The organism is Chelatococcus asaccharovorans (assembly GCF_003201475.1).
GTDB lineage: Bacteria > Pseudomonadota > Alphaproteobacteria > Rhizobiales > Beijerinckiaceae > Chelatococcus > Chelatococcus asaccharovorans.
On sequence record NZ_QJJK01000001.1, the window covers coordinates 814834 to 841372 of the forward strand.

22 protein-coding genes are annotated in these 26539 nt (G+C 63.2%); 17 read left to right on the plus strand and 5 right to left on the minus strand.

The window, feature by feature from the left end:
- Nucleotides 1-2 precede the first annotated feature (2 nt).
- Nucleotides 3-857, minus strand: coding sequence for a transporter substrate-binding domain-containing protein (locus C7450_RS03865; RefSeq protein WP_210206352.1), 855 nt, complete (start codon nucleotides 855-857; stop codon nucleotides 3-5).
- Nucleotides 858-996: 139 nt separating this feature from the next.
- On the opposite strand from C7450_RS03865, the gene C7450_RS03870 reads away from it, so the two are divergent.
- The 7 genes from C7450_RS03870 (at nucleotide 997) to C7450_RS03900 (ending at nucleotide 8902) form a co-directional block, all read left to right on the plus strand.
- Entirely contained in the window at nucleotides 997-1788 is a 792-nt protein-coding gene (locus C7450_RS03870) for an IclR family transcriptional regulator (RefSeq protein ID WP_146227248.1), read from the plus strand.
- A 132-nt stretch (nucleotides 1789-1920) separates the two neighbouring features.
- Entirely contained in the window at nucleotides 1921-2538 is a 618-nt protein-coding gene (locus C7450_RS03875; RefSeq protein ID WP_110373028.1) for an NIPSNAP family protein, read from the plus strand.
- A 5-nt stretch (nucleotides 2539-2543) separates the two neighbouring features.
- Nucleotides 2544-3365 (plus strand): sugar phosphate isomerase/epimerase family protein, encoded by an 822-nt coding sequence (locus C7450_RS03880; RefSeq protein WP_110373029.1) that lies wholly within the window; start codon nucleotides 2544-2546, stop codon nucleotides 3363-3365.
- A gap of 49 nt (nucleotides 3366-3414) precedes the next feature.
- Nucleotides 3415-4587 (plus strand): cystathionine beta-lyase, encoded by a 1173-nt coding sequence (metC, locus tag C7450_RS03885; RefSeq protein WP_110373030.1) that lies wholly within the window; start codon nucleotides 3415-3417, stop codon nucleotides 4585-4587.
- 5 nt (nucleotides 4588-4592) lie between these two features.
- The gene (locus C7450_RS03890) at nucleotides 4593-5336 is read left to right on the plus strand and encodes an SDR family NAD(P)-dependent oxidoreductase (protein WP_110373031.1); all 744 of its coding nucleotides are present in this window, start codon (nucleotides 4593-4595) and stop codon (nucleotides 5334-5336) included.
- A gap of 295 nt (nucleotides 5337-5631) precedes the next feature.
- A complete protein-coding gene (locus C7450_RS03895; RefSeq protein WP_146227249.1) occupies nucleotides 5632-7128 on the plus strand; it encodes a hypothetical protein in 1497 nt (498 codons plus the stop codon).
- A gap of 373 nt (nucleotides 7129-7501) precedes the next feature.
- Entirely contained in the window at nucleotides 7502-8902 is a 1401-nt protein-coding gene (locus C7450_RS03900; protein WP_110373033.1) for a TolC family outer membrane protein, read from the plus strand.
- Nucleotides 8903-8936: 34 nt separating this feature from the next.
- On the opposite strand, the gene C7450_RS03905 is transcribed toward C7450_RS03900, so the two are convergent.
- A complete protein-coding gene (locus C7450_RS03905; protein ID WP_245449456.1) occupies nucleotides 8937-9638 on the minus strand; it encodes a TetR/AcrR family transcriptional regulator in 702 nt (233 codons plus the stop codon).
- A gap of 170 nt (nucleotides 9639-9808) precedes the next feature.
- On the opposite strand from C7450_RS03905, the gene C7450_RS03910 reads away from it, so the two are divergent.
- From C7450_RS03910 to C7450_RS03930, 5 genes are all read left to right on the plus strand, one after another.
- Entirely contained in the window at nucleotides 9809-11008 is a 1200-nt protein-coding gene (locus tag C7450_RS03910; protein ID WP_110373035.1) for an efflux RND transporter periplasmic adaptor subunit, read from the plus strand.
- A gap of 9 nt (nucleotides 11009-11017) precedes the next feature.
- Nucleotides 11018-14176 carry an efflux RND transporter permease subunit gene (locus C7450_RS03915; RefSeq protein ID WP_245449457.1) on the plus strand — a complete coding sequence of 1053 codons (3159 nt, stop codon included), beginning with the start codon at nucleotides 11018-11020 and terminating at the stop codon, nucleotides 14174-14176.
- Nucleotides 14177-14262: 86 nt separating this feature from the next.
- Nucleotides 14263-15744 carry an efflux transporter outer membrane subunit gene (locus tag C7450_RS03920; protein ID WP_110373248.1) on the plus strand — a complete coding sequence of 494 codons (1482 nt, stop codon included), beginning with the start codon at nucleotides 14263-14265 and terminating at the stop codon, nucleotides 15742-15744.
- A gap of 91 nt (nucleotides 15745-15835) precedes the next feature.
- Nucleotides 15836-17056, plus strand: coding sequence for an efflux RND transporter periplasmic adaptor subunit (locus tag C7450_RS03925; RefSeq protein ID WP_110373036.1), 1221 nt, complete (start codon nucleotides 15836-15838; stop codon nucleotides 17054-17056).
- 4 nt (nucleotides 17057-17060) lie between these two features.
- Complete coding sequence (locus C7450_RS03930; protein WP_110373037.1) at nucleotides 17061-19019, plus strand: MacB family efflux pump subunit; 1959 nt, start codon at nucleotides 17061-17063, stop codon at nucleotides 19017-19019.
- A gap of 109 nt (nucleotides 19020-19128) precedes the next feature.
- On the opposite strand, the gene C7450_RS03935 is transcribed toward C7450_RS03930, so the two are convergent.
- Together C7450_RS03935 and C7450_RS03940 are read right to left on the minus strand one after the other, a co-directional pair.
- Complete coding sequence (locus tag C7450_RS03935) at nucleotides 19129-19962, minus strand: shikimate dehydrogenase family protein (protein ID WP_110373038.1); 834 nt, start codon at nucleotides 19960-19962, stop codon at nucleotides 19129-19131.
- Nucleotides 19963-20016: 54 nt separating this feature from the next.
- Nucleotides 20017-20694 (minus strand): GntR family transcriptional regulator, encoded by a 678-nt coding sequence (locus C7450_RS03940; protein ID WP_110373039.1) that lies wholly within the window; start codon nucleotides 20692-20694, stop codon nucleotides 20017-20019.
- Between the two features lie 217 nt (nucleotides 20695-20911).
- Between C7450_RS03940 and dctP the strand changes: the two genes are divergently transcribed.
- From dctP to C7450_RS03960, 4 genes are read left to right on the plus strand one after another with little or no spacing between them, the layout of a single operon-like run.
- Nucleotides 20912-21901 carry a TRAP transporter substrate-binding protein DctP gene (gene dctP, locus C7450_RS03945; protein ID WP_110373040.1) on the plus strand — a complete coding sequence of 330 codons (990 nt, stop codon included), beginning with the start codon at nucleotides 20912-20914 and terminating at the stop codon, nucleotides 21899-21901.
- 30 nt (nucleotides 21902-21931) lie between these two features.
- Nucleotides 21932-22447: a TRAP transporter small permease gene (locus C7450_RS03950; RefSeq protein ID WP_246574166.1), complete on the plus strand. Its 516-nt coding sequence runs from the start codon at nucleotides 21932-21934 to the stop codon at nucleotides 22445-22447.
- Nucleotides 22444-23739: a TRAP transporter large permease gene (locus tag C7450_RS03955; RefSeq protein ID WP_110373041.1), complete on the plus strand. Its 1296-nt coding sequence runs from the start codon at nucleotides 22444-22446 to the stop codon at nucleotides 23737-23739. The genes C7450_RS03950 and C7450_RS03955 overlap by 4 nt, the downstream gene beginning before the upstream one ends.
- A 23-nt stretch (nucleotides 23740-23762) precedes the next feature.
- A complete protein-coding gene (locus C7450_RS03960; protein ID WP_110373042.1) occupies nucleotides 23763-24221 on the plus strand; it encodes a type II 3-dehydroquinate dehydratase in 459 nt (152 codons plus the stop codon).
- 182 nt (nucleotides 24222-24403) lie between these two features.
- Here the strand turns inward: C7450_RS03960 and C7450_RS03965 are convergent, their stop codons facing one another.
- The gene (locus tag C7450_RS03965; RefSeq protein ID WP_146227250.1) at nucleotides 24404-24898 is read right to left on the minus strand and encodes a hypothetical protein; all 495 of its coding nucleotides are present in this window, start codon (nucleotides 24896-24898) and stop codon (nucleotides 24404-24406) included.
- 470 nt (nucleotides 24899-25368) lie between these two features.
- On the opposite strand from C7450_RS03965, the gene C7450_RS03975 reads away from it, so the two are divergent.
- Nucleotides 25369-26538 carry a pyridoxal phosphate-dependent aminotransferase gene (locus C7450_RS03975; protein ID WP_110373045.1) on the plus strand — a complete coding sequence of 390 codons (1170 nt, stop codon included), beginning with the start codon at nucleotides 25369-25371 and terminating at the stop codon, nucleotides 26536-26538.
- Nucleotide 26539: the final 1 nt, after the last annotated feature.

Sequence of the window (26539 nt, forward strand, 5' to 3'; positions counted from 1 at the left end):
GCTCAGTTGGCCTTATATTTTTGCTGCATGTCTTCAGAGAACTTCGGAGGCGTGAAGCCCCACTTCTTCGCAGCCTCGATCACTGTGCCCTTCCGATGCCACGCGATCACGATGTCCGAGAGGTCCTTCTCAAAGTCCGCGTCGCCGAACTTGATCGCCAAACCCCACGGGCCTTCCGTAAACGCCGGCAGCTTCTGAATTTCAAAATCCTTCCAGATGCCGTCCTTGTCGGTCAGGAACCGCGCTTGCAAATAGCTGTCATCCGAAACCAGGCCGATGCAACGTCCGTCGCGCAGCGACTGATCGACTTCCTGCTGCGTCTGGAAGGCGATGATCTTGACGCCGTAGTCGCGTTCCAGCGGCACGTTCCAGCTGGAGCCCTGGTTGCTGCAGACGGATTTGCCCTTCAAATCCGCCCAGCTCTTGAGGCTAACGCCTTTCTTCGTCTGAAGGCCGGGACCGGCGGCATAATAATACGGTTCGATGAACTGGATGAGTTTCTGGCGCTCAGGTGTAACGGTCAGCGACGTGAAGATCATGTCGCATTTTCCGCGGTCGAGAAACTCGACACGGTTGGCCGGCAGCGTCGGGACGAGCTCGATCTCAAGCGGCTTGCCCATCTTACCTTCAAGGCTCGCCTTCATATCGTTCATCAGATCAACCTGCATGCCTTGAGCCTTGCCGGATGAATCGATGAAGACATTGGGAGGGTTGTTGACGTTGGTGCAGACCGCGATGCGGCCCCGCTCCTTGACCTTGTCCGTAACAGGCCCGGCCTGGGCCGACAGCGCGGCAAATACGAAACCCGCAGTTGCGGAAAACGCAACAATGGAGCGCATCTGTGTCAGTTTATTCATTGAGTACCTCCCTGGGGGCTATTCTTCCCGCCCCCACTCCGCTTCAGGTAAGGGGCGTTATGCTGTAAAGTCAAAAGAAAAATGCAACAATTGATATTTGTTGCTGATATTACAACAATGTGCGAGTATAGTTGCAAACGTGGCGATCGAGGGAGAATGGGCGATGGCGGCAGCAGCAGCGGAGGATCAGAGACGAGCGGCGCCCTCAAGGCCTCCCGAGGTTAAAACCCTGGCAAAGGGACTTGCCGTCATCGATCACATGCTTGAACGCGGCCCGGTCCGTACAACCGACCTTGCCCAGCACCTCGGCATCGACAAGGGAACCGCCTCCCGCCTGCTGCAGACCCTTGTCGTTTCGGGTTATGTCCGCCTCGGAGAAGGGCGCGCCTTCGAGCTGACCGAGAAAATGGTCCGACGAAAAAGCCTGGAGCGCCCTGAACGCAGCCTCCGCGAGCGCGCCCGCCCGTTGCTGGAGCGAATCGCCGCGGAGACGGGAGAGGCCGTCCACCTCTCGATTCCGGCCGACGATCGCGTTCTTTACATCGACACGATCGAGTCCAACTCGCCGCTGCGCGTCGATCGCCCGGCTGGAACACTGGCACCGCTGGATTGCACGGCGATGGGCCGGATCCTCCTTGCCCACCTGCCCCTGGCAATCCCGCTGCAACTCCAGAAGCGGACGGAGAACACCATCGCCGATCCCGTCCGCTTTGCCGCCCTCCTCGATACGATCCGCGAGCAGGGATACGCTTTGGACGACGAGGAATATCACCTGGGCATCCGCTGCGCCGCAGCCGCGCTGCGCGAACAAGACGGAACGGTTGTCGGCGCAATCGGCGTATCCGGCCCGACCGTAAGAATGGCCCGTGAAGATCTCCGCCCCCTGGGGGAGCGCCTGAAAGTCACGGCCAGCGCGTTCCTGCGCGATTAACGCGCTCTGCGCATCAGCATTGTTGTAAATATCGAAACAACGCCAATAATTGCAACTTATTGGGAAAAATTCGTTGCGGTTGGTTGGTGCTTGTGAAACTGTTCCGCCATAATCACCAACCGGGACAATGCGATGCTTCGCTATAACCTGACCTATATCACCGTCCCGCCCACCGGAATGCAGAAGGCGCTCTCGGGCCTGCAGGCATGGCTGGAGACATCGCCCCTGAAGGGAAAGTTCCTGGCCTGCTGGACGTCTGAAATCGGCGAACTTTCGCGAATTCTGCTGGTGCACGGCTATGATGTCATCGCCGATATTCCACGCGATCGTGAGACCGTGATCTACAGCGACAATCCGTTCGGCATTGGTGATCTCATCGTCTCCATGGAGACGGACGCCTATACGCCCCTCAACGGTTTGCCGGAGATCATCGCGGGGGAGATGGGGCCGGTCTTTGAAGTTCGCACCTACAAGCTGAAGCCGGGCGGCCTGACGCCGACCCTCGACGCCTGGACCAAAGCTGTCGGTCCCCGCTCCGCCTACTCGAAACTGTTGTCCTTCATGTATGCCGTCGGCGGCGAAGTTCCGCGCATCGTGCATATCTGGCCCTACAAGAGCTTCGATGAGCGCTTCGCAATTCGGGCGAAGACTGTTGCCGAAAAGGTCTGGCCGCCGGCTGGTGCGCCGCCCCATCTGGCCGCGATGCGCTCGGAGATCTTCCTGCCCGCCAGTTTCTCGCCGGTGAGATAAGCGCCATGTCCGCTCCCCGCACGCTTTCGATCGCCCACCTGTCCGCCCTCGAGGCGACGCCACTGGAACTGATAGATGGCGCCGCGCGTGCGGGGCTGGACGCTGTCGGCCTGCGTATCATCGCCCCCCGCCCGGGCGACGTGGTCGCGCAGGTTGCCGGAAATCCGCGCGCCATTCGGGACCTCAAGGCCGAACTCAGCGCGCGCGATGTGCGCCTGAACGACATTGAAGCGATCATCCTGCGCGAGGAGACGGACCTGTCGCAGTTCGAGGCTGCGCTCGTGGCGGGCGCTGAACTCGGCGCACGCCACGTTGTCGTCAATATGTATATAGACGATCTGCAGCGCGCCGCCGAACGCTTTGCCGAACTTTGCGTTCTGCTGGCCCAGTATGATCTCAATGCCGCGCTTGAATTCGTACCGCTTTCACTGCTGAAGACGCTCGACGGCGCCTTGTCCATACTCGATAGTGCCAGACAGCCGAATGGAAAGCTGTTGGTCGACGCTCTCCATCTGAGCCGTTCCGGTGGTCATCCCCGCGATCTGGCCAAGGTCGCCCCCGAGCTCTTCGCCTTCGCTCATCTGTGCGACGCGCCGTTGAAGCAGCCTCGTGTCGAAGACCTTCCGACCGAGACGAGACAGCAGCGTCTCCTGCCCGGGGACGGTGAACTCTGGCTTGACGCCTTCGTCGCCGCCTTGCCGCCAATGCTGCCGATCGGCATCGAGGCGCCCAGCCTCACGACGGCCGGCTTGCCGGTGGCCGAGACGGTCGCCATGAACGCCGCCGCGGCGCGGCGGGTGCTGGGCCTGCCGGAACCGCAACTCTGATCGAAATTCTGAATTCTGGTCGACATCCTGCCGTTTGAAAGTCCAGTCGATGAAGAACGATACGCGAATAGTTCATGCAGGACGCCACCCCGAAGACTTCAAGGGGGCGGTCAACGTACCTGTGTATCGCACATCCACCGTCATCGCGCGGAATATGGACGAGTGGGATCGCAAGCACCGGGAGCAGGCCAGCACCAACGAGCCGGACCTGTTCTACGGACGCCACGGTACGCCGACCAGCAAGGCCCTGCAGCAGGCCATGGCGGAACTGGAGGGCGGGTTCCGATCTTTCGTATATCCCTCGGGAGTCTCGGCCTGCGTGACCGCCATCATGGCCTTCGCCGGTCAGGGCGAGCATGTCCTCGCGCCCGATTCCGTCTACGGCCCCGTCAGGCGGATTTCAGGCACGATGTTCAAGCGCTTTGGCATCGAGACGGAATTCTACGATCCACGGATCGGCGAGGACATCGAGGCCCTCGTCAGGCCGACCACGCGGGTGATCTATGTGGAGGCTCCCGGATCGCTGACCTTCGAGATGCAGGATATCCCCGCCATCGCCGCGGTGGCGCACCGGCATGGGGCGGTCGTGGTGATGGACAATACCTGGGCGACGCCGCTTCTTTTCCGCGCCTTCGACCATGGCGTTGACGTTTCGGTTCATGCCGCGACCAAATATGTGACGGGCCACTCGGACACGATGCTCGGCGTCGTGACAGCGAACGAGGCCTGTTATGAGCGGCTGAAGGCGGCGACGCTCGACCTCGGCCAGACGGCAAGTCCCGACGATTGTTACCTCGCCTTGCGCGGCCTTCGCACGATGGGTGTCCGGCTTGCTCGCCAGGGTCAGGCGGCGACTGAACTGGCTGCTTGGCTGGCGAGCCGGCCCGAGGTGGAAAGGGTGATGTCGCCTGCTCTTCCCGACGATCCGGGCCACGCCATCTGGAAACGCGATTTCCTTGGGGCCTCGGGCCTGTTCGCCTTTGCACTCAAGCCGGATTTGGCAAAATTCCGGCGGGAATTCATCGACGCCTTGAAGCTTTTCGCGCTCGGCGGGTCCTGGGGCGGGTACGAGAGTCTCGTCATGCCGATCGATCCACCGAGAACGGTGACGCGCTATGCCTATTCCAACGCGGGAATACGTCTCCATGTTGGCCTGGAAGATCCGGACGATCTGAAGGACGACCTGGCACAAGCCTTCGGCCTTATCAACACCAGGACCTGACTGCCATGAACAAGAACGATCATCAGGGCAAAATCGCCATTGTCACCGGCGGCACGGGCGGCATCGGCATGGCGATCGCGGCAAGGCTTAGTTCGGAAGGCGCCCGCATCATTCTGTGGGATCTCGATGCCGCTCGTCTCAACCAGGTGCTCGCGGAACATCCGGATTGGCGGGGCTCCGTCGTGGACGTCGTGAACTACGACAGCGTGACGCGGGCGACGTCCGACGCGATCGACGCGTTCGGCCGCATCGATATTCTGGTGAACTCCGCCGGCTTTTCCGGCGCCAATCACCGCATGGAGGACTATCCTCTCGATCTGTGGGACAAGGTGATTGCCATCAATCTGACGAGTGTGTTCCTGACCTGCCGTGCGGTGGTGCCTGAGATGGCGAAAACCGGCTTCGGCCGCGTGGTCAACATCGCATCCATGGCCGGCAAGGAAGGCGTTCCCACGGTGTCCTGCTACTCTGCCGCCAAGGCAGGCGTTATCGCCTTTACCAAGGCGATCGCCCGTGAGTATCTCGACAAGGATATCCGGATCAACAGCGTCGCCCCGTCGGCCGTCGAGACCGAGTTGCTGAAGCAAATGGCGCCGGCCACGCTCGAAATGGCGAAGTCAAAGATTCCGATGGGTCGCTTCGGCAGGCCGGAAGAGATTGCCGCCATGATCAGCTTCCTCGTCTCCGATGAATGCTCGTTCTCGACGGGCGCTGTATTCGATTTGTCCGGTGGACGCGCCACCTATTAGAACATACTGCGTGTGGATGGAATGACGCGGCGGTTCCGTCTATAATCAGCGCGCTCTGACAGACGCCCCTCGGAAAGAAGGCCCCAGGAAAGTCGAATGACGGCCTCCGGTGTCAGCACGATCGTCGTGTCAATGCTTATGCGGCGCTCTTACTTCGCTGGGGTACGTAGCCCCGTGGGATGTTTCTGTCACGAGCCGATATCAATTGTAACAACTGCGTCACGCGCAGAAGATCGTGCATGAGTAAATTCCGCAGCTCGACTGGGCATGTTGAGAGCGTGGCGGAATGGTCAGAATGGCCGAAGTGGCTGGTGAGAACGAAGTGTCTTCCGGTTGGCTCGCCGGGGCGATCGAGACGCCGGGCGCGATCTGGTGTCAGGATCGTTCAGAGAGGCTGGCCACGGTCGACGCCATCCGCCGATCCCCGCCCGATGGCTGGCTTCTTGGATTGCTCGCATGCCTCATGCTGGCATGGTGCGTTCTCGCACCATCGGGATATCTCACGACGGTCGTCGCCCCCGACAGCCCCGGCTATCTCGCAACCGTCGAAGGGAAAGAAGCCTGGGGCCAGATGCGCCACCCCCTCTATGGCGCGATCGTCACGCTACTCGGGGGCCCGGCCTCAATTGCTGCCCTGCAGATGGGGCTGCTCACCCTCTCGGTCGTCGTGCTGTTCGCTTCCGCGCGGCGGGCAGGGATTGGCGGCTCCGCCGCCTTCGCCCTGAGCGCTACAGCCTTCTTCTCTCAGGCGGCCTTCCTCACCCTTCATCTGCTGATCCCGGAGGCGCTTGCGATCGCCTTTGGGATACTGGCCCTGTCGGCTATCCTCTATGGCGCGACAGGCAGCCGTGCTTATTGGATCTCCCTCGTGCCGGCAGCCGTCGGGGGCGGTGCTGCTTATCTGCTTCGGCCGACCTTCCTGCCGCTGATCGCTGTGTTCCCCGCTTTCTGGTTTATCCTCGCCCTGCGCCAGGGCGCCCATGGCCTCGTCAGGCGCGCGCTGCTTCTGGCCTGCGTGCTCGCCATACCGCTTCTTGGCAATGCAGCGATCCGGATCCAGGCCGTGGGCGATGCCCATGTCGTTTCGTTCGGCGGCTTCCAGATGTCGGCCATGGCCGGCTTCATGCTGCAGGAGGATACGATCGCGCGGTTGCCGCCGGATATTCGGCCGACGGCTCGGGCCGTGCTCGCGCAACGCCAGAAGGCCGAGACGGCGGGAACCATCGCGCGCACGCCACAGAACGCGCTTGGCGTGCGCTCCTTCGCTTCCGCCGCGCTCGGCTATTTCGACATTTATGCAAGAAGCTACGATACCTTCCTGTGGGAGAACATCGCAGCCCTCCGTGAGCCCGGTGAGAGCTGGGTTGCTTTCGACCGCCGCTTGTTACAATTCGCGCAAGCCGTCATCATGGCGGAGCCGCGCTCCTGGATGGCATGGATTGCGGGTGCGAGCGGGCGCTTCGTCGGCAAGATGATGATGGCGAACGCGACCTTCCTGCTCGCATGTAGCCTGCTGCTGGGTCTTGCGGCCGCTTCTGTCGTCCGGAGACGGCATAGTTTGCCGGCAAACAGGGATATTTTGTCAGTATCGCTGATCGCCGCCGCCTGGCTTCTGGCAACCGCTCCCTTGACTGTTCTCACAACGTTCCCGGCCATACGCTACATCGATACGGCTGGTCTCTTCGTGGGGGCTATACCGCTTGCCCTTTGCCTGGCATGGGTCGACAGCGGGCCCAGAAGTGAGAGCGAGCCCAGAGGGGGAGTTTCCATGCTGGGGATCGACAAGCCATAAGCCGGCTGCTTTTACGTTGAGCTCACGTTCGGCCCGCGCCTGCAGATAGCGTCTGCGCCTCCACATTTCTTTCCTGTCCAACAGGCATATCTTTTATCCCCGGACGACCATTGACCCCCTATCCCCGGGAGGATAGCGCTCGATCGTGATGTACCACGATCGTCACTCACAGTGAAGCAGCGCAGTAAATTTTGAATCGCATTCGCAATGAACGTATCCAGCCCGAACTTTCCATTGAAATGGTCAGCAAAAATTTCTGGTATGCTACATTTTGTAACAATACATTTCTGATTGTAAATACAACGTCTTCTCGTTGATTATTTAAATATCGTGTATATGTTTTCATCTCGATTGGCAGATTTCGATATATGCAATGAGACTGCGGAAAATTGCTTCATTCGCCCTGATTTCAACCGTTTCAGTAACATGTAACGGCGCGTCGGCGGAAACCCTGGCCAGTGCGTTGGCGCAGGCTTACGTGAATAATTCCGGCCTGAACGCCGAACGCGCCGGGCTGAAGGCGATCGATGAAGGGGTCCCGCAGGCGCTCGCGGGCTATCGGCCCACAATCGCTGGCAGCGCGTCATACGGCATCAATCCATTCACCTACGAGGAGGCGGCGACACGCTCAAATGGGCGGGTCGTCGAGGGTTCCACGACGCGCTCGACCTTTTATCCCGGATCGATCGGCATAGAGGTCCAGCAGAAGCTCTTCGACGGCGGGCGGACCCTGAATTCCGTCCGCGCCGCGGAAAGTCAGGTGCTGGGCGGTCGAGCCACCTTGCTCAATACGGAGCAAAGCACCCTTTATAATGCGGCGACCGCCTATATGGACGTCTTGCGCGACACCGCTGCCCTGAATCTCCAACACAGCAACGTGGAGGTGCTGGAGGAACAACTGCGGCAAACGCAGGACCGGTTCCGCGCCGGCGAGGTAACACAGACCGACGTCGCGCAAGCCGAGGCGTCCCTCGCCAGCGGACGAGGAAGCGAAAGCAGCGCTGTCGCCACCTTGAAAAGCAGTGTTGCCACCTATCAGCGGGTCATTGGCCATCTTCCCCAGCGGCTAGCGCCCGGGGCTCCTGCCATTCCCCTGCTACCCAAGAGCCGGGAGGCTGCGATCGCTACGGCGCTGGCCTCACATCCGGCCATTCGCGCAAATCTCCACGCGGTGGACACGGCGGAACTGCAAGTCAAGGTCAAGACCGGTAAACTTGCTCCCAGCATCGCGGCGAGCGCATCCGCATCGGTCATCTGGGACGACGATTATCGGAAGGATAAAACGATCGCTGCCGAGGCCGCGCTGGCAGCCTCGATACCGATTTACGAAGGGGGGCTCTTCTATTCCCAGGTGCGCCAGGCCAAGGAAAATGTGACGTCCGCGCATGATAATCTAGAGATCACACGCGCTCAGATCCGTCAGCAGGTCGAGGCCGCCTGGGCAGACATGGAATCGTCCCGGGAGCAAATTGCGGCAAGATTGACCGCAGTCTCCGCCAATGAGATCGCGCTGGCCGGCGTCCGGGAAGAAGCCAAGGTGGGGCAGCGAACCACCCTCGATATCCTCAACCAGCAGCAGGCGTTGCTCAATGCACGCGTCAATCTGGTCTCAGCCCAACGCGATTTCATCGTTGCGACCTATGCCGCGCTTTCGGCCAGCGGGAAGCTGACGGCCCAGCATCTCAGCCTGAAAGTCCCCCGCTATGATCCGACCCGTCACTACCGGCAAGTGCGTGATGCCTGGGGGGGCCTGCGGACGCCCGACGGGCAGTAAACGCATATCACCAGCGCTGGGACGACAGGACGTCTCAGCGAGGAAGAAGTCCGCGCGTGAACATGCTGATGCAGTTCCTGAGATAACGGATGCGCTCCTGCCTCTCAGGCCATGGTTGGTCTTCATCGTGAGGTTTCATGACGATTGCGCCCAACATCAGATCCATCAGCGCCTTGGCCGCGTCATCGGCATTCTTCAAATCGATACGGCCTTGCGCCCTCTGCCCGTCCAGCCATCTGGCAAGCTCATGGCGCGAACGGTCTACGCCGCGCTCGCGCAGCTGCGCGCGCAGTTCGGGAAACTCCCGTGCCTCGACGAGGACAAATCGGATCAAGGCCATGCGTTCATGATTGGCCTCATCGTCGATCTCAACCCGGAAGATCCGAGCCAGCGCCTCGTCGATCGGCAGGTCGTCGTAGTCTCCCGGCAGCGCCAGCATGGCTTGGCGATGCTCGTCGATGACGGCGCCAAAGACCTCCGTCTTGTTCGGGAACAGCCTGTAGAGGGTGCTTTTCGAGATACGGCAGCGGGCAACGATGTCCTCCATCGTCGTGCGGGCGTAGCCCTTTTCCAGAAACAGGTCACGCGCCCGGCGCGCGATCGCCGCCGCCTGTTCCGCGTCGGACGCGCGCTTCGGCCGCCCGCGGCCGCGCCGTCCCAAAGCGGATGCAGGGGATGACTCGTCCTCCGCGCTCCGGTCATGCGTTGCGTTGTCACGGCCACTCACAATTGACACCGGCACACCTCGATAATATGGATACGATACCGTACTATAAATACGAAGCCGGGGTGAATCCTTTGTTTCTATACACCTCTCCCAATCCTCTCTCTCGCTTGCCCGCCCACGGGTCTCCGCACCGGCTCGCCGTCGGCGGCAAGCTCTGCGCAAGCCTTGTCATAGCGTGGATGCTGGCCGCCTGCGACCCCCAGAGCGGCGCGGGCCCGGCCACGCCTCCACCTGCCAGGGCGCAGGTCGGCGTGGTCACGGTACGTCCGCAATCGGTGGCGATCACTGCCGAGATGCCGGGCCGCACGACAGCCTCGCTCGTCGCCGAAGTGCGCCCGCAGGTCAGCGGCATCATCAAGAGCCGCCTGTTCGAGGAAGGCTCAGAGGTCAAGGCCGGCAACCCGCTCTATCAGATCGACCCGGCGAGCTATCAGGCGACCTATGACAGCAGCACCGCCAGCCTGCAGAAGGCGGAAGCCGGGGTGCCGAGCGCCCAGGCCAAGGTCGAGCGCTACCAGGGATTGATCAAGCAGAACGCCATCAGCAAGCAGGATCTGGATGATGCCGTCGCCTCACTCGCCCAGGCGCGGGCCGATGTCGCCTCAGCCAAGGCGGCTGTCGAGACCGCCCGCATCAACCTCGACTATACCCGCATCACCGCGCCGATCGGCGGACGCGTCGACAAGTCCACGCTCACGCCCGGCGCGCTGGTGACGGCGAGCCAGGATACGGCCCTCACCACAATCCGCACGCTCGATCCGATCAATGTCGACGTGACGCAGTCGAGCACAAACCTGCTCAACCTGCGCCAGGCCATCGCAGCCGGGCGCATCAAGATCTCCGGCGACACGGTGAAGGTGCGCCTCAGGCTCGACAATGGCGAGACCTACCCCCATCCCGGCACGCTGGAATTCACCTCGGCCTATGTCGACCAGACCACCGGCACCTATGGCGTGCGGGCCCGTTTCCCCAACCCGGACCGGCTGCTGCTGCCGGGCATGTATGTGCGCGCCCTCATCGAGGAAGGCGTCGCCCCCGACAGCTTCCTCGTGCCCCAGCGCGGCGTGACGCGCAACACCAAGGGCGAGCCGGTGGCGCTCGTCGTCAACGCCGACAACAAGGTGGAGCAGCGCGTCCTCACGGTGTCGCGCAGCGTCGGCAACAGCTGGCTGGTCGATACCGGCATCAAGGACGGCGATCGCGTCATCGTCGAGGGCAGCCAGTTCGCCCGCCCCGGCCAGGATGTGACCCCCGTCGACGTGGTGGTGGACGACACGACCGGCGAAGTGCGCGACCGCGGCCAGCAGGGCACGGCTCCGACGCCATCGGCCAGCCATGCGGCCGCTTCCGCCGGCACCTCGACCGCGACGTCGAATTAAGGCGCACCCATGTCCCGCTTCTTTATCGACCGGCCGGTCTTCGCCTGGGTCATCGCCCTGCTCGTCATGCTTGGCGGCGTGCTGGCCCTGACCAGCCTTCCCATTGCCCAATATCCGCAGATCGCGCCGCCGACCGTCAGCGTCACCGCCTCCTATCCCGGCGCGGATGCGCAGACCGTCGAGAACTCGGTGACCAAGGTCATCGAGCAGGGACTGACCGGCATCGACAATCTCGACTACATGTCGGCCACCTCGACCTCGACCGGCCAGGCCACGATCACGCTCACCTTCACCAATGCGGCCGATCCCGACATCGCGCAGATGCAGGTGCAGAACAAGCTGCAACTCGTGACCCCGCAGTTGCCGAGCGTCGTGCAGACCAACGGCATCTCGGTCGACAAGGCTTCCGACGGCTTCCTGATGGTCATCGGCTTCGTCTCGGCCGATGGTCGCATGTCCTCGACCGACGTGTCGGACTATGTCGATTCCACGCTCAACGACACGCTGCGGCGCATCGAGGGCGTGGGGTCGACCACGCTGTTCGGCTCCTCCTATGCGATGCGCATCTGGCTCGATCCGGAGAAGCTCTCCAAGTACCAGCTCATGCCGAGCGACGTAGCGAGCGCCATCGAGGCGCAGAATACGCAGGTCTCGGCCGGCCAGCTCGGCGGCCTGCCAGCGCGCGCGGGCCAGCAGCTCAATGCCACGGTGACGGCGCGTTCGCGCCTGCAGACGCCGGAGCAGTTCCGCAACATCATCCTCAAGAGCACGACGGACGGCTCGCTGGTGCGTGTCAATGACGTCGCCACCGTCGAGCTCGGCGCGGAAACCTACACGACCTCCTCGCGCTATAACGGCAAGCCGGCGGCAGGCCTCGCCATCAATCTGGCGACCGGCGCCAATGCCATCGACACGGCGGAGAAGGTCAAGGCCGCCATCGAGCGGATGAAGCCGACCTTCCCGGAAGGGGTCGAGGTCGTCTACCCCTACGACACCACGCCCTTCGTCGTGCTCTCCATCGAGGAGGTGGTGCGCACGTTGCTCGAGGCCATCGTCCTCGTCTTCGTGGTGATGTTCGTCTTCCTGCAGAACATCCGTGCGACGCTGATCCCCTCGCTCGCCGTCCCTGTCGTGCTGCTCGGCACCTTCGGCGTGCTGGCGCTGTTCGGCTATTCCATCAACACGCTCACCATGTTCGCCATGGTGCTCGCCATCGGCCTCCTGGTCGACGACGCCATCGTCGTGGTCGAGAACGTCGAGCGCGTGATGGAGGAGGACGGACTCTCGCCGAAAGAGGCGACCGCCAAGTCCATGGGCGAGATTACCGGCGCGCTGATCGGCATCGCCACCGTGCTGTCGGCCGTGTTCGTCCCCATGGCGTTCTTCGGCGGCTCGGTCGGCGTGATCTATCGCCAGTTTTCCGTCACCATCGTCTCCGCCATGGTGCTCTCGGTGCTGGTGGCGCTGATCCTCACCCCCGCCTTATGCGCGACCATCCTCAAGCCCCCCAAGGACCACGCCAAGAGGCGCGGCTTCTTCGGCTGGTTCAACCGCAATTTCGACCGCGCCACCCATACCTACCGTGCCGGGGCCGGCGGGATGCTGGCGCGCACGGGACGCTTCCTCCTGGTCTTTCTCGCCATCGGCGTCGGCATGGGCTGGATGTTCGTGCGGCTGCCCTCCTCCTTTCTGCCGGAGGAGGACCAGGGCATCCTCATCACCATGGTGCAGCTCCCCGTCGGCGCCACCGCCGACCGCACCGAGAAGGTGCTGGACGCGGTCCGCACCCATTTCCTTGTGGACGAGAAGGACGCGGTGGAAGGGGTCTTTTCCGTCAACGGCTTCGGATTTAGCGGGCAGGGACAAAATCTCGGCATTGTCTTCGTGCGGCTGAAGCCTTTCGATGAGCGCAAGTCCCCTGCGGTCTCCGCAAGCGCGGTGGCGGGCCGGGCGATGGCCGCGCTGCGCATGCGCGACGCCATGGTCTTCACCCTCAACCCGCCCGCGATCCAGGGCATGGGCAATTCGGGCGGCTTCAGCTTCTATTTGCAGGACATGACGGGCGCCGGCCACGAGAGGCTGATGGCGGCACGCAACCAGTTGCTCGGCATGGCGGGGCAGGATCGGCGGCTCATCGCCACCCGCCCCAACGGGCTGGAGGATGAGCCGCAATTCGTCGTCGACATCGACCAGGAAAAGGCGAGTGCGCTTGGCGTCTCGCTGGCCGACATCAACAACACGCTCTCCACCGCCTGGGGCAGCGGCTATGTCAACGACTTCCTCGACCGCGGACGGGTGAAGAAGGTCTATCTCCAGTCGGCGGCGGACTTCCGCATGCAGCCGGATGACCTCGCCAAATGGGAGGTGCGCAATTCCGGCGGGACGATGGTTCCCTTCGCGTCCTTCGCCGCGACTCGCTGGACCTACGGCTCGCCGCGGCTGGAGCGCTTCAACGGTGCCTCGGCGGTGGAGATCCAAGGGCAGGCGGCGCCGGGCGTGTCCTCCGGCGCGGCGATGGACGCGATCGAAACCATGGTGGCCAAGCTGCCGCCGGGCTTCGACTATGAATGGACCGGCCTGTCGCATCAGGAACGGCTCTCGGCCAACCAGGCCGCGGCGCTCTACGCCATCTCGCTGCTCGTCATCTTCCTCTGCCTCGCCGCGCTCTATGAGAGCTGGTCAATCCCGTTTGCGGTGCTGCTCTCGGTGCCTATCGGCATTTTCGGCGCGCTGCTCGGCGCCCATCTCTTCGGCCAGAGCAACGACGTCTATTTCAAGGTCGGCCTGCTCACCACCATCGGCCTCGCGGCGAAGAACGCGATCCTCATCGTCGAGTTCGCCATCGAGCGGCAAGCGCACGGGGCTGGCCTCGTCGAGGCGACGCTCGACGCGGCACGCCAGCGCCTGCGGCCGATCCTCATGACCTCCTTCGCCTTCATCCTCGGCGTGACCCCGCTCGCCATCGCCAGCGGTGCTGGCTCGGGCGCCCAGAACGCCATCGGCATCGGTGTCATGGGCGGCATGATCGCCGCGACCGTGCTCGGCATTTTCTTCGTGCCGCTGCTGTTCGTCACCGTCCGCCGAATCTTCAAGGGAAAGACAACCGGGGAGGATGAGCCCACGCGGCCGGAGCCGACCCCGACTCGTTCAGCCGGAGCCAGCCAATGACCCCATCGGAGACCATGAAGACGGCCATGCCCGATCGAGGCAAGCCGGCCGGCACGTCGTGGAACAGACCGCTCCGTTTCCTTGGCATGCTGATCATGACCACCGGCCTCGCCGGCTGCGTGGTCGGCCCCGATTATCAGAAGCCCGATCTTACCCTCCCAGCGACTTGGGGCGCAGCGCAGCCAGCAAAGTCGTCGAGGCCGCCGCAGCTGGCCGAATGGTGGCGACGGCTGAACGACCCGTTGCTCAACGACCTCATTCAGGAAGCGGTCGCGGGCAATCTCGACGTCGCGACCGCGAAGGCCAAGATCCGCGAGGCGCGGGCCAGCTATCGGAAGGCAGTCGGTGCGTTGCTGCCAAGCGTCAACGGTTCCGGTTCGGTGACGCGCAGCGATAACGGTTCGAACGTGTCAAGCGGTGGGGATATCACTGTCAGCGGGCCGTACACGCAATATCAGGCCGGCTTCGATGCGAGCTGGGAACTCGATCTCTTCGGCGCCAACCGGCGCGCCGTCGAGGCCGCGCACTATGGCATGGATGTGGCCGAGGAGGATCTGCGTTCGACATTGCTTACTCTGGTCGGCGACGTTGCCTCCAACTATGTCGAGGCGCGGGGTTATCAGGCCCGTATCGCGCTTGCGCGCCGCACCGCGGCCTCGCAACGCGAGACCGCCGCGCTCACTCGGGTCAAGTTCGAGTCGGGCGCCTCCTCGGCCGTCGACGTCGCCAACGCTGCGGGCCAGGCGGCCAGCACCGAGGCCAATATACCCGACCTCGAAGCGTCCAATGCCGAGGCCGTGCACAGGCTCTCGGTCCTCACCGGCAGGCCGCCGGGCGCGCTGACGGCGCGCCTCAGGCGTTCGACGCCCATTCCCCGACCGAAATTGCCCATTCCCATGGGTATCCCTGCCGATATCCTGCGCAGCCGTCCGGACCTGCGCCTCGCCGAACGGCGTTATGCCCAGTATACGGCCAAGATCGGCGAGGCCGAGGCGGCGCGCTATCCAAGCGTTAGCCTGGCGGGTTCTGTTTCCACGTCGGGCACGAAGATCGGTGACCTCGGCAAGAATTCATCGATCGGCTGGTCGATCGGGCCGACGCTGAGCGTTCCGATCTTCAACGGCGGTCAGCTCAAGGCCGCGGTGGAGATCGCCGAGGCACAGCGCGACCAGTATTTCATCGCTTACCAATCGGCCGTGCTGACAGCCCTCGAGGATGTCGAGAACGCCATCGTTTCGCTTGCGCAGGAAGGCGTCAAGAGCGGCAGGCTCGCCGTCGCCGCGAAACATTATCGGGATGCCGCCTCGCTCGGCCGCTCGCTTTATCAGTCCGGCTCGCAGAGCTTCCTCGATCTGCTCGAGGCGGAGCGCTCGCTCTATTCGGCTGAGGATGCTTTCATCACGAGCCAGGTCGCCATCACCACCGACTACATCGCCCTCAACAAGGCTTTGGGCGGCGGGTGGAGCGGCACGGTCGACGCTTCGAAGCCGGCGGTGATCGATACCAATACCGGCCCGCATCTCGCCTCGTCTGGTGGAAAGTTCAACCTGCTCGGCCAACACAATTGAGACCGATGCCGCTCGATCCAGAGGCCTTGACCATCCTTTACTTCACGGCAACCGCAAGCCGCGTCCGGCCTGCTGGACGAAAGCGCGGTCGATGAGGTTCGTCCGCATCCTCATCCCCGGTGTCGCGGTCGCCGGTCTTGCTCTCGGCCTCTACCTCCTTTGGCAAGGGTACGGGGCCGAGCAGGGCGCCACGATGATGACGGCCGTGGTCGCACGCGGCGATATCGAAGTGACCGTGCTGGCAACCGGCACGCTGAAGCCGGTCCGGCTCGTTGCGGTGGGTGCGCAGGTATCCGGTCGTATTGTCGCGGTGAAGGTGAAGCTCGGCCAAGCCGTGAAGGCCGATGATCTGATCGCCGAGATCGATTCCGTGACGCAGGAGAACAGCCTGCGCACGGCCAGGGCGTCTCTGGCGAACGTCCAGGCGCAGCTCGCCGAGAAGCGGGCAACGCTGATCCTCAACCGACAGACCCTGGCGCGACAGAAGACCATGATCGCTCAAAATGCCGTGTCGCACGCCGATTTCGAGAGCGCCACCGCGGCCGTCGATGTCACGCAGGCCCAGATCGAGGCGTTGCAGGCCCAGATCATTGAGGCCGAAGTCGCCGTCGAAACCGCAAAGGCCAACCTCGGCTACACCAGGATCACCGCCCCCATCGACGGCACCGTCCTAGCGATCGTCAGTCAGGAGGGACAGACGGTGAATGCCATGCAGTCGGCGCCCACCATCGTCATTCTCGGTCAGCTCGACACGATGACGGTCCGGACGGAGATCTCCGAGGCCGACATCACCAGGGTCAAGCCCGGTCTTCCACTCTATTTCACCGTGCTCGGCGAACCCGACCATCGCTACAACGCCACGCTGGAGGCCATCGAGCCGGCGCCGGAATCGATCAGGAGCGACAGCAGCTTCAGTTCGTCGACCACATCGTCTTCGTCGAGCAGCAGCTCCTCTTCGTCGAGCGCGATCTACTACAACGGCGTCTTCAACGTCCCCAACGCGGATGGCCGTCTCAAAACCTATATGACGGCCCAGGTCCATATTGTTCTCGGGCGGGCCGAGAACGTCCTCACCCTTCCCTCCGCCGCGCTCGGCGCGGCCGATGCCGACGGCCGCCGTGCCGTTCGCGTGGTTGCGGCCGACGGGACGACATCGCTGCGCCAGGTCGACATCGGGCTCAACAACACGGTGATCGCGGAGGTGCGATCCGGCTTGGAACAAGGCGAACGGGTGATCATGGGCGAGACCTCCGCACGAAACACGACCCGCACTCCGCGCGGACCCGGCGGGCCGCCTCCCATGGGCCTGTGAGGCCATGGCCGTGCCGCTCATCAACCTGGAAAAGATCAGGCGCGAATTCCCATCCGGCGACGGGACCATCACTGTCCTCAAGGACATCGACCTCGCCATCGAGGCGGGCGAGATGGTGGCCATCGTCGGCGCATCGGGTTCCGGCAAGTCGACGCTGATGACCATTATCGGTTGCCTCGACCGGCCGACATCGGGCCATTATCGCTTGTCTGGAGCCGAGACGTCCCTGTTGAGCGCGGACGACCTTGCGGCGCTCAGGAGGGACCATTTCGGGTTCATCTTCCAGCGCTATCATCTGCTCGGTGAACTGACCGCGCTCGGCAATGTCGAGATCCCTGCGATCTATGCCGGCCGGAATCGAAGCGAGCGGATAAAGCGCGCTGCCGCCTTGCTGGAGCGGCTCGGCATGGCCGACCGAAGCCATCATCGTCCCGGCCAGTTGTCGGGAGGTCAGCAGCAGCGCGTCTCCATAGCCCGCGCGCTGATGAACAATGCCAATGTGATCCTCGCCGATGAGCCGACCGGCGCGCTCGACAAGACCAGCGGCGAAGACGTTCTGCGCATTCTCGACGAGCTGCATGCCGAGGGCCGGACCGTCGTCATTGTCACGCACGACATGGGTGTGGCGAGCCGCGCCGAACGCATCATCGAGATCAGCGACGGCCAGATCGTTTCCGACAGGAGGAATGAGGAGCGGAAGAAGGTCACCGCGGCCGCGAAGGATCGCGCTGCCGCAGCCCCTGTCCGGTTGGCCGTCGCCGCCTGGCTGGACCGCTTTCGGGAGGCGTTCCGCATGGCGCTCCTCGCGATGAAGGCGCACCAGTTGCGGACCTTTCTGACCATGCTCGGCATCATCATCGGCATCGCCTCCGTGGTCAGTGTCGTTGCCCTGGGCCAAGGCACGCAGCAGCGTGTGTTGGCGAATATCGCCAGTCTCGGCACGAACACGCTCGAGATCTTTGCAGGCAAGGATTTCGGCGACACGCGCTCCGGCAAGATCACCACGCTTGTCGCATCCGACGCGACCGAGCTCGCGAAGCAACCCTATGTCGCCGCCGTCACGCCGACGGTCTCGACTTCCAGCACCGTCCGCTATCGCGCCACGGAGGCGAGTGCTCTCATCAACGGGGTCGGCGATCAGTATTTTGCAGCAACCGGCATGAAGTTATCAGATGGCCGTCTCTTCGATGCCTCCAGCGTGCACAGGATCGCTCAAGACGTCGTCATTGACGTCAATGCGAAGACCACATTGTTTCCCGATAGCAGAAGCCCGGTCGGGCAGGTCATCCTTGCCGGCAAGGTCCCCCTTCGTGTCGTTGGCGTCGTGCAGGCGCGGCAGGGCGGGTTTGGATCGAGCCAGAGCCCCTCCCTCTACATTCCCTACACGACGGCGCAGACACGCTTTCTCGGATCGACTTCGCTGCGCAGCATCACCGTGCGCGTCAGCGACAATGTCACCACAAGCCTTGCAGAACAGGCTGTATCAGAATTCCTCATGAAGCGGCATGGGGCCAAGGACTTCTTCATCCTGAACACCGACGACATCCGTCAGACCATCACCAGCACGACACAGACCATGACGCTCCTGATCGCCGCAATCGCCGTGATCTCGCTGATCGTTGGTGGCATTGGCGTCATGAACATCATGCTGGTTTCTGTCTCCGAGCGTGTCTCCGAGATCGGTGTGCGTATGGCGGTGGGCGCGCGCCAGGGTGATATCCTGCGACAGTTCCTGATCGAAGCCATTCTCGTCTGCATGATCGGCGGCCTTTTGGGCATTGCAGCGGCGCTCGGCTTCGGCGGCCTGTTCAGCATGTTCAACGCCAGCTTCGGCTTCGTCTATTCCACGGCCTCGATTGTCGTCTCGTTTCTGTGTTCGAGCGTGATCGGCGTCATGTTCGGTTATCTGCCGGCGCGCAGTGCCTCGCGGCTCGATCCGGTGGCCGCCTTGGCGAAGGGATAGGCTGCCGTCGCCAAGGCCGTGTTGACGGTGAAACCATTCAGCCGGGGGCCTTCCGGAAGGGGGACGGGAAGGCGATCGTCGCGATCTGCCAGGCCATGCGGCCTCCCGGTCAGTGGCCGAACTGTGCCAATCGGCGCAGTTCGTCGGGCGTCGTCGTCGGAAAGCCGAAGAAATCGAGATAGGCCGGGATCTGCTCGAACAGCATGTCCATGCCGATCTGATAGGCGCAGCCGCGGGCGCGGGCGGCCTCCAGGAACGGCGTGATCTCCTGCGCCATCACCACCTCGCCGACAAAGGCGCCGGGGTCGAGACGTGAGACATCGACCGGAAGCGGATCGCCCGGCTTCATCCCGAGCGGGGTCGCGTTGGCGACGATATCCTGACCCGACGGGTCCGCTGAGCCGGCGACGAGGCTGAGCCGCGGATAATGGGTGCGCAGGCGGCTCGCGAGCGCATCCATCGCCCGCGCGTCGGGGTCGAAGACCGTCAGTTGCCCGACGCCGGCCTTGGCCAGCGAGGCAGCAATGGCCGATCCCACACCGCCACAGCCGACGACAAGCGCGCGTGCATCCTTCACGACGCGCCCCTTGCGCAAAACGCCGCGCACGAAGCCCTCGCCGTCGAACATGTCGCCGATGAGCTGTCCATCGGCGCCCAGCCGGACTGCGTTGCAGGCGCCGGCGACCTGCGCCGTGGTCAGCACCTCGTCGAGCAGGGCGATGGTCGACACCTTGTGGGGCATCGTGATCAAGGCGCCATGGATATTCGTGAGCTTGAACAGCAGCTTGAGGAAAGCGGGATATTCGGGCGCCTTGCACCCCATCGGCACCACGACCGCATCGATAGCTCGGCTTGCGAAATAGGGATTGTAGATCATCGGCGCCTTGAAGCTTTCGGTGGGGTAGCCGAGATGGGCGATGAGCTTGGTGGTGCCGCGGATCATGAGGAGCCATCCCTGTCGCAGAGTTGGAGGTGCGGGATATGCAGCTGGCGCCGTTCACCCCGCGGGCAGCCCGCCCATCGCCGCGGTGTGGTCCACGCAGGCATTGACGTGGGTAGCCAGGATCTCGGTGGCACGCTCTGTGTCGCGGGCCATCGCATAGTCGAGCAGGAGCTTGTGTTCCTCCGCGGCGATCTCCCCCCGGAACACCACCGCGACCATCTGGTAACGCAGGTATTTGTCGTAGATCGCCGCATGCGTCTCCTGCAGCACCTGCGAGCCGCAGGCCGAGATGAGCGCGTGGTGGAATTCCCAATCGTAGCGCTTCCACAGCTCGGTCTCGGTGCGGTCTCCCGCCAGCATGCGCCGCTCCATCAACGCGAGCTTGTGGTGGGCCGCGACGACGCGGCCCTCCCATTCCATATCGCCGGCCGCGAAGGATTGGGCCAGCGCATGGCCTTCCAGCAGCAGGCGCATCGCGGCGATCTCGCGCAGATTGGTGGCGGACACAGGCATCACCGCGAAGCCCTTCTGTCCCTCCGCCTCGATCAGCCCTTCCGAAGCCAGCCGGTTGAGGAGCTCGCGGAGCGTGCTGACGCTCGCCCCGTAGGCCTCGCGCAGCAGTTCCAGCCGCAGCTTCTGGCCGGGGGCCAGCCGCCCGAAGATGATATCCGCGCGGATGCGGCGGTAGGCCGTCTCGCCGATGGAAGGGGGCGGTGGAGTGATACTGAGCATGATCTGCCTTGGACGGCGGCCGCCGGCGCGGACGGGGTGCTCCCCGCTATGGAATGGAGGCGGCATGATAGTCAAACCGCATCGCAGGATCAATTCGTATGGCAATATTGAAAACGTCATACGAAAATAAAAAAACCATATTGCGCCATAGCCCGCCCGCGGCGATAGTGCGACCCATAAGGCGGCGTCACAGTCCGTTCACAAGGGGAGGTTCGTCATGGCCTATTCAATCGACAGGCGTGCTCTGATCGCGGGGGGCGCGGCCATCGCGGCGGCTGGCTTGAGTGGGAGCGCTTTCGCGCAGGCAAAGCCCAATCTGCGCTTTTCGGCGGTGTTCTCGGAGCAGGACATCCGCGCCGAGATGATGAAGCGCTTTGGCGAAGCGATCAAAGAAGACTTCACCCTGCAGCCCTATTTCGGCGGCAACCTCTTCAAGCAGGGCACCGAACTGGTCGCCATGCAGCGCAACAACCTCGAAATGGGGAATATCGCGCCGCAGGACATCTCGAACCAGATCCCGGAATGGTCGATCGTGACCTCGGCCTATCTCTTCCGCGACGCGGATCACCTCAAGAAGGTCTTCGCAAGCGACGTCGGCAGCGATCTCAAGAAGGCGGCCGAGGACAAGCTCAACATCAAGATTCTCGGGCCTACCTATTTCGGCGCGCGTCAGGTCGGCCTGCGGCCGAAGAAAAAGATCACGACGCCGGCCGACATGGCCGGGATCAAACTGCGCATGCCCGGCGGCGATGCCTGGCAGTTCCTTGGCCAGTCGCTCGGCGCCAACCCGACGCCGATGGCCTATGCCGAGGTCTATACGGGTTTGCAGAGCGGCGCGATCGACGGGCAGGACAACCCGCTGCCCAACGTCCAGAACATGAAGTTCTACGAGGTCTCGTCGCAGATCGTGCTGACCTCCCATCTCGTCGGCTTCGACCTGCTCTGCGTCACCGACCGGGTCTGGAAGGCGATGTCGCCGCAAAAGCAGGCCGCCTTTCAGGCAGCCGCCGACGCGGCCATGGACTGGAGCGCCAAGCAGCATCTCGACAAGGAAAAGGAACTTGTCGACTTCTTCAAAAAGCAGGGGCTCGAGGTCTACACTCCCGATGTCGCCGCCTTCCGTGACTTCGCCCAGAAGAAATATCTCGCCTCCGATCTCGCCAAGAGCTGGAAGCCCGGCATGATCGAAAAGATCAACGCGCTCTGAGCGGACGGGGCGGGAGGGCCAAGCGTGGTGATGGATCGGCTGAGGACGCTCGGCGGGTGGCTGGCCCGCCGCGCCGAAAATGTGCTGGTATTGATGCTCGGCGCGATGTTTGCCGTCTTCATCCTGCAAGTCGTCTTCCGCTACATGCTCAACCTGCCGATCGGCTGGACGCATGAAATCAGCGTGATCCTCTGGCTCTGGATCGTGCTGTTCGGCTCCGCCTTCGTCACCCGCGAGAGCGAGGAGATACGCTTCGACATCATCTATGGCGCGGTCGGGCGGCGCGCGCGGCGGGTGATGGCGGTCGTCACCGCCGCCGCGCTGGTCGTGCTTTACACCATCTCCCTGCCGGCGATGGCTGACTACGTCTCTTTCATGAAAGTCGAGCGGACGGCTTATCTGAAGCTGCCCTTCAACTGGGTTTATGCGATCTATCTCGCCTTCGCGGTGGCTTCGATCGCCCGTTATCTTTGGCTCGGCTGGCGGGCAATGCGCGGCAATGCGCCCGAGGCCTTCGATCCGACCAAAGCGGGATCAGGCGTATGACCAGCCCATTCGCGCTGTGCATCCTGGCGATCGTCACACTCTCGCTGCTCGGTCTGCCGATCGGCCATGCGATGATCGCCAGTTCGATCCTGTACTTGCTGCTCGCCGGCCAAGATATGAGCATCGCCGCGGAACAACTGCTCAACGGCATGTATACCAACTACGTTATTCTCGCCGTGCCCCTGTTCATCCTTGCGGCGGAGTTGATGAACATCGGCTCGATGACCGAGCGCCTGCTGCTCTTCTGCAACGCTTTGGTCGGCCGCTTCAGAGGTGGACTGGCCCATGTCAACGTCGTCCAGAGCCTGATTTTCGCGGGCATGTCGGGCTCGGCGATCGCCGATGCCGCCGGCACCGGGCGCATGATGCAGGCGATGATGACCAAGGACGGCAAGTATCCGGCAAGCTTCGCAGCCGCATTGACGGCCGCCACGGCCGTCGTCGGGCCGATCATCCCGCCCTCGATCCCGATGGTGCTCTATGCGCTGGTGTCGGACGCTTCGATCGGCTTCCTGTTCCTGGCGGGTGTCGTGCCGGGCGTGTTGATGGCAGGTGTCCAGATGGGCATCGTCGGGCTCACCGCGCGGCGTCGGGATTTTCCAGTCGAGCCGCCGATCCCGCTGCGCGAGTTGCCTTGCATCACCTGGCGCGCCTTTCCGGCGCTGATGATGCCCGTCGTCCTGCTCGGAGGCATTTATGGCGGCGCCACGACGCCGACGGAAGCCGCAGCTCTTGCGGCGGCTTACGCGCTCCTCATATCGGCATGGCTCTACCGCAGCGTCTCGCTGCGCGACGCCTACGGCTCCCTCGCCTATAGCGCGCGGACGACCGCCTCGATCGGCATGCTTATCGCCGGGGCGCTGGTGTTCAACTATGTCGTGACGGTCGAGAACATCCCCGAGAGCATCAAGATTCTGCTTTCGGGCTGGAACCTGTCGCCGATCGGCTTCCTGCTTCTCGTCAATGGCATCCTCCTGGTGCTCGGATGCATGCTGGAGGGTACGGCGATCCTGCTCATCGTCGTGCCTGTCTTCATCCCAACCGCGAAGGCGCTCGGCATCGACATGGTGCATTTCGGCGTCGTCGTCGTCGTCAACATCATGCTGGGGCTGATCACGCCGCCCTACGGGCTGCTGCTCTTCATCATGAACACCATCACCGGCGTGCCGCTCCGGGACATCGTGCGGGATTGCATGCCTTTCCTGGCCGCTATGATCGCGGCGCTCGCCCTGATCACCTTCTGGCCCGGCCTGTCCCTCTGGCTTCCCCGTCTGATGGGATATCAGGGCTGATCGTCCGGCCGGCGACAACGCATATGACAGGTGCTCTCGTGACCAAGCCCATCTATGTCCTCAACGGCCCCAATCTAAACCGCCTCGGCACGCGCGAGCCGCATCTCTATGGCGCGACGACGCTGGCCCAGATCGAGGCCATGTGCCGTGAGGCCGCGGGGGACACCCCGCTGCATTTCCGCCAGTCCAACCGCGAGTATGAACTGATCGACTGGATCCACGAGGCGATCGACGAAGGCTCCGCCATCGTCATCAATCCCGCCGCCTTCAGCTTTACCTCGATGGCGATCCTCGACGCGCTCAAGATGTTTCCTGGCCCGATCATCGAGCTGCATATCACAAACATCCACCGCCGCGAGCCGATCTATCACCGCTCCTATGTCTCGCTGGCGGCGACCGCGGTCATCGCCGGCCTCGGAGCGGAGGGCTACCCGATCGCCGTCCAGGCCGCCAAGGCGATGGTCGATCGTTCCACGCCTTAAAGCACATCCGATTTCGAGCACATCCGGTTTGGACGCGCCCACGACCGGGCGGGACTTCGGGACAAACGGGGCGCGCCCATCCCGAAAGTCCAGCGCTCGAGAGGCGATGGCACAGCGCCAACTCCGCCATGCCGCGCCATTCCTTATCCCGGGCGCCTGGTCGGTTTACTCGTCGCTCCGAGTCATTTTCCCTTCATTTGAATGAAGACCTCGTCGCGGCCGAGGCTGAGGCTAATCCCGGCGCTGGCGCCGCGCAGGTGCATGATCACGCCGGCCTTGTTCTCAAGCCAGAGTTCGCTGCCGCCCGACGTTTCCAGACCCACCTTGCCGGTGCCTTGCGCGTAAACGCCCTCGAACATCGCGATGTCGGTGAGCTTGTAGACATCGCCCGTGACAACGACTTTAGACGCGCCCCCCGGGCCAATCACGCTGCCGATCAAGCGGAACGGGTATTTCTTTCCCTCAACCGTCAAGATGCCCTCACCGGCCACGAAACCGCCGACGACAGCTTCGGTCAGGGTCACCGTGCCGGACGGAGACAGCCCGGCGACGCTCTGCGCGGTCGGGACCTTCACCGGAACCGGCGACGACACGCAGCCGGCGAGCGACAACAGGGCCGCGATAGCGACAGGAATCGACCACGTGTGCATGCGCATACGCCGGGCTTTAGCAATCATTCGATAGTCCTCGTGGAAAGCTCACTGCGCGGATGCGAAGTAGCAAGATAGGAAGACTTGCATGATTACACCTGAGCGGAAGCCAAGTCCATCGGACTTGAGGTCGGCTGCGCGGGGCCCGGAACGAACGGCTTCAGCCTTCCTGTCTGCGCGTGCCGCCCCAGCCCACGCTCGCTCAAACTCCGGAGAACGCTGCCATCCGCCGTTGCATGTCACCCCGAATGTGCTAGAAAGCAGAATAGATAATTTGATCAAACGAGCACTCATAGGGATCCCATGGGCCGGCGAGCGATCTACACGGGTTCGGAATTCGGGAAGCTGGCCGGCCATGCGCCGGCGCTCGTCGACGGGGATCGGATCCTTGTTTCAGGAACGGCCGGCCATGACCCGGCATATGGCGTGTTCCCGCCCTCGGGCGACGATCAGCGTCGCCGCGAGCCGGGCGCCATTGCATCCAAGGAGGCCGGACGATGAGGCGCGTCGCCCAGCGGATTTCCGGAACGGCGAAGAAATCCTTCGGCATGTACCAGAAGGCGGCAGCGCTGAGCGGTGCCGGCCATGATCTCATCCATCTGGAATTGGGCCGGCCGGTCGCCGATACGCCGGAGCACATCAAGCGCGCGACGATCGACGCGCTGCTCGCCGGAGATGTCCATTACAGCGACCTGGCGGGAACGGCACCGTTGCGGAACGCTCTCGCGGAAAAGCTGCGGACGCGCAACGGGATCGCGGCCACGCCTGCCACGGTTCTCGTCACGAACGGGCTGACACATGCGGCCTTTGCCGTCTTCATGGCGCTGCTCGATGAGGGCGATGAGGTCATCCTGATCGATCCCCATTACCCCCAGCATATCGGCAAGATCGAACTGGCCGGTGCAAAACCCGTCTTCGCAGCGCTTGATCCGGCCGATGATTTTCGGCTCGCCCCGGAGCGCATCGAAAGCCGGATCACGAGCCGCACGCGCATGATCGTGCTCGTCAATCCGGTCAACCCGACGGGCCGGGTGTTCACACGGTCGGAGCTGGAGGGGCTCGCGGGCCTCGCGGGCCGGCATGATCTGTTGATCTTCGCCGACGAAGTGTATGAGGACATCGTCTATGACGGCGCGGCGCATTGCAGCATCGCCTCGCTTCCCGGCATGGCCGAGCGCACCTTCTCGGCCTTCGCCTTCACCAAGTCCTTCGCGATGGACGGCTGGCGGATCGGCTATCTCGCCGCGCCGGCCTGGGCTATGGCGGGGCTCCTGAAGATCACGGCGAACGACGTCACGCATGTGAATACGTTCATTCAGGCCGGTGCCCATGCCGCAATCACCGGCCCGGGTGAGGTCCTCGCCGCGCTTGTCGAGGACGATCGCCGCAAGCGCGATTTCGTGGTGCAGCGGTTGAACCAGATGCCGGGCGTGCGCTGCGCCCTGCCGCAAGGCGCCATCTATGCGTTTCCCGATATCTCGGGCACCGGGCTGCCCTCCCAGGTTCTCGCCGATATGATCCTCGAGCAGGCCCATGTGGTGGTGGAAGCCGGCAGCTTCTATGGCGCGGCGGGCGAAGGACATCTGCGCATCTGCTTCGGCTCGGAAAGTTCCGCGCGACTGGAAGAAGGCATGAATCGCCTCAGCAACTTCTTCAACCGGCTGTGAG

What these genes read in the sequence shown, in the direction of transcription:
- C7450_RS03940 (WP_110373039.1), bottom strand. Translation starts at nt 20,694, where the DNA reads ATGCTCAGTATCACTCCACCGCCCCCTTCCATCGGCGAGACGGCCTAC.
- C7450_RS03880 (WP_110373029.1), top strand. Translation starts at nt 2,544, where the DNA reads ATGTCCGCTCCCCGCACGCTTTCGATCGCCCACCTGTCCGCCCTCGAG.
- C7450_RS03965 (WP_146227250.1), bottom strand. Translation starts at nt 24,898, where the DNA reads ATGATTGCTAAAGCCCGGCGTATGCGCATGCACACGTGGTCGATTCCT.
- C7450_RS03975 (WP_110373045.1), top strand. Translation starts at nt 25,369, where the DNA reads ATGAGGCGCGTCGCCCAGCGGATTTCCGGAACGGCGAAGAAATCCTTC.
- C7450_RS03930 (WP_110373037.1), top strand. Translation starts at nt 17,061, where the DNA reads ATGGCCGTGCCGCTCATCAACCTGGAAAAGATCAGGCGCGAATTCCCA.
- dctP (WP_110373040.1), top strand. Translation starts at nt 20,912, where the DNA reads ATGGCCTATTCAATCGACAGGCGTGCTCTGATCGCGGGGGGCGCGGCC.
- C7450_RS03865 (WP_210206352.1), bottom strand. Translation starts at nt 857, where the DNA reads ATGAATAAACTGACACAGATGCGCTCCATTGTTGCGTTTTCCGCAACT.
- C7450_RS03900 (WP_110373033.1), top strand. Translation starts at nt 7,502, where the DNA reads ATGAGACTGCGGAAAATTGCTTCATTCGCCCTGATTTCAACCGTTTCA.
- C7450_RS03895 (WP_146227249.1), top strand. Translation starts at nt 5,632, where the DNA reads ATGGCCGAAGTGGCTGGTGAGAACGAAGTGTCTTCCGGTTGGCTCGCC.
- C7450_RS03935 (WP_110373038.1), bottom strand. Translation starts at nt 19,962, where the DNA reads ATGATCCGCGGCACCACCAAGCTCATCGCCCATCTCGGCTACCCCACC.
- C7450_RS03920 (WP_110373248.1), top strand. Translation starts at nt 14,263, where the DNA reads ATGCTGATCATGACCACCGGCCTCGCCGGCTGCGTGGTCGGCCCCGAT.
- C7450_RS03960 (WP_110373042.1), top strand. Translation starts at nt 23,763, where the DNA reads ATGACAGGTGCTCTCGTGACCAAGCCCATCTATGTCCTCAACGGCCCC.
- C7450_RS03890 (WP_110373031.1), top strand. Translation starts at nt 4,593, where the DNA reads ATGAACAAGAACGATCATCAGGGCAAAATCGCCATTGTCACCGGCGGC.
- C7450_RS03925 (WP_110373036.1), top strand. Translation starts at nt 15,836, where the DNA reads ATGAGGTTCGTCCGCATCCTCATCCCCGGTGTCGCGGTCGCCGGTCTT.
- C7450_RS03955 (WP_110373041.1), top strand. Translation starts at nt 22,444, where the DNA reads ATGACCAGCCCATTCGCGCTGTGCATCCTGGCGATCGTCACACTCTCG.
- metC (WP_110373030.1), top strand. Translation starts at nt 3,415, where the DNA reads ATGAAGAACGATACGCGAATAGTTCATGCAGGACGCCACCCCGAAGAC.
- C7450_RS03875 (WP_110373028.1), top strand. Translation starts at nt 1,921, where the DNA reads ATGCTTCGCTATAACCTGACCTATATCACCGTCCCGCCCACCGGAATG.
- C7450_RS03950 (WP_246574166.1), top strand. Translation starts at nt 21,932, where the DNA reads ATGGATCGGCTGAGGACGCTCGGCGGGTGGCTGGCCCGCCGCGCCGAA.
- C7450_RS03915 (WP_245449457.1), top strand. Translation starts at nt 11,018, where the DNA reads ATGTCCCGCTTCTTTATCGACCGGCCGGTCTTCGCCTGGGTCATCGCC.
- C7450_RS03910 (WP_110373035.1), top strand. Translation starts at nt 9,809, where the DNA reads ATGCTGGCCGCCTGCGACCCCCAGAGCGGCGCGGGCCCGGCCACGCCT.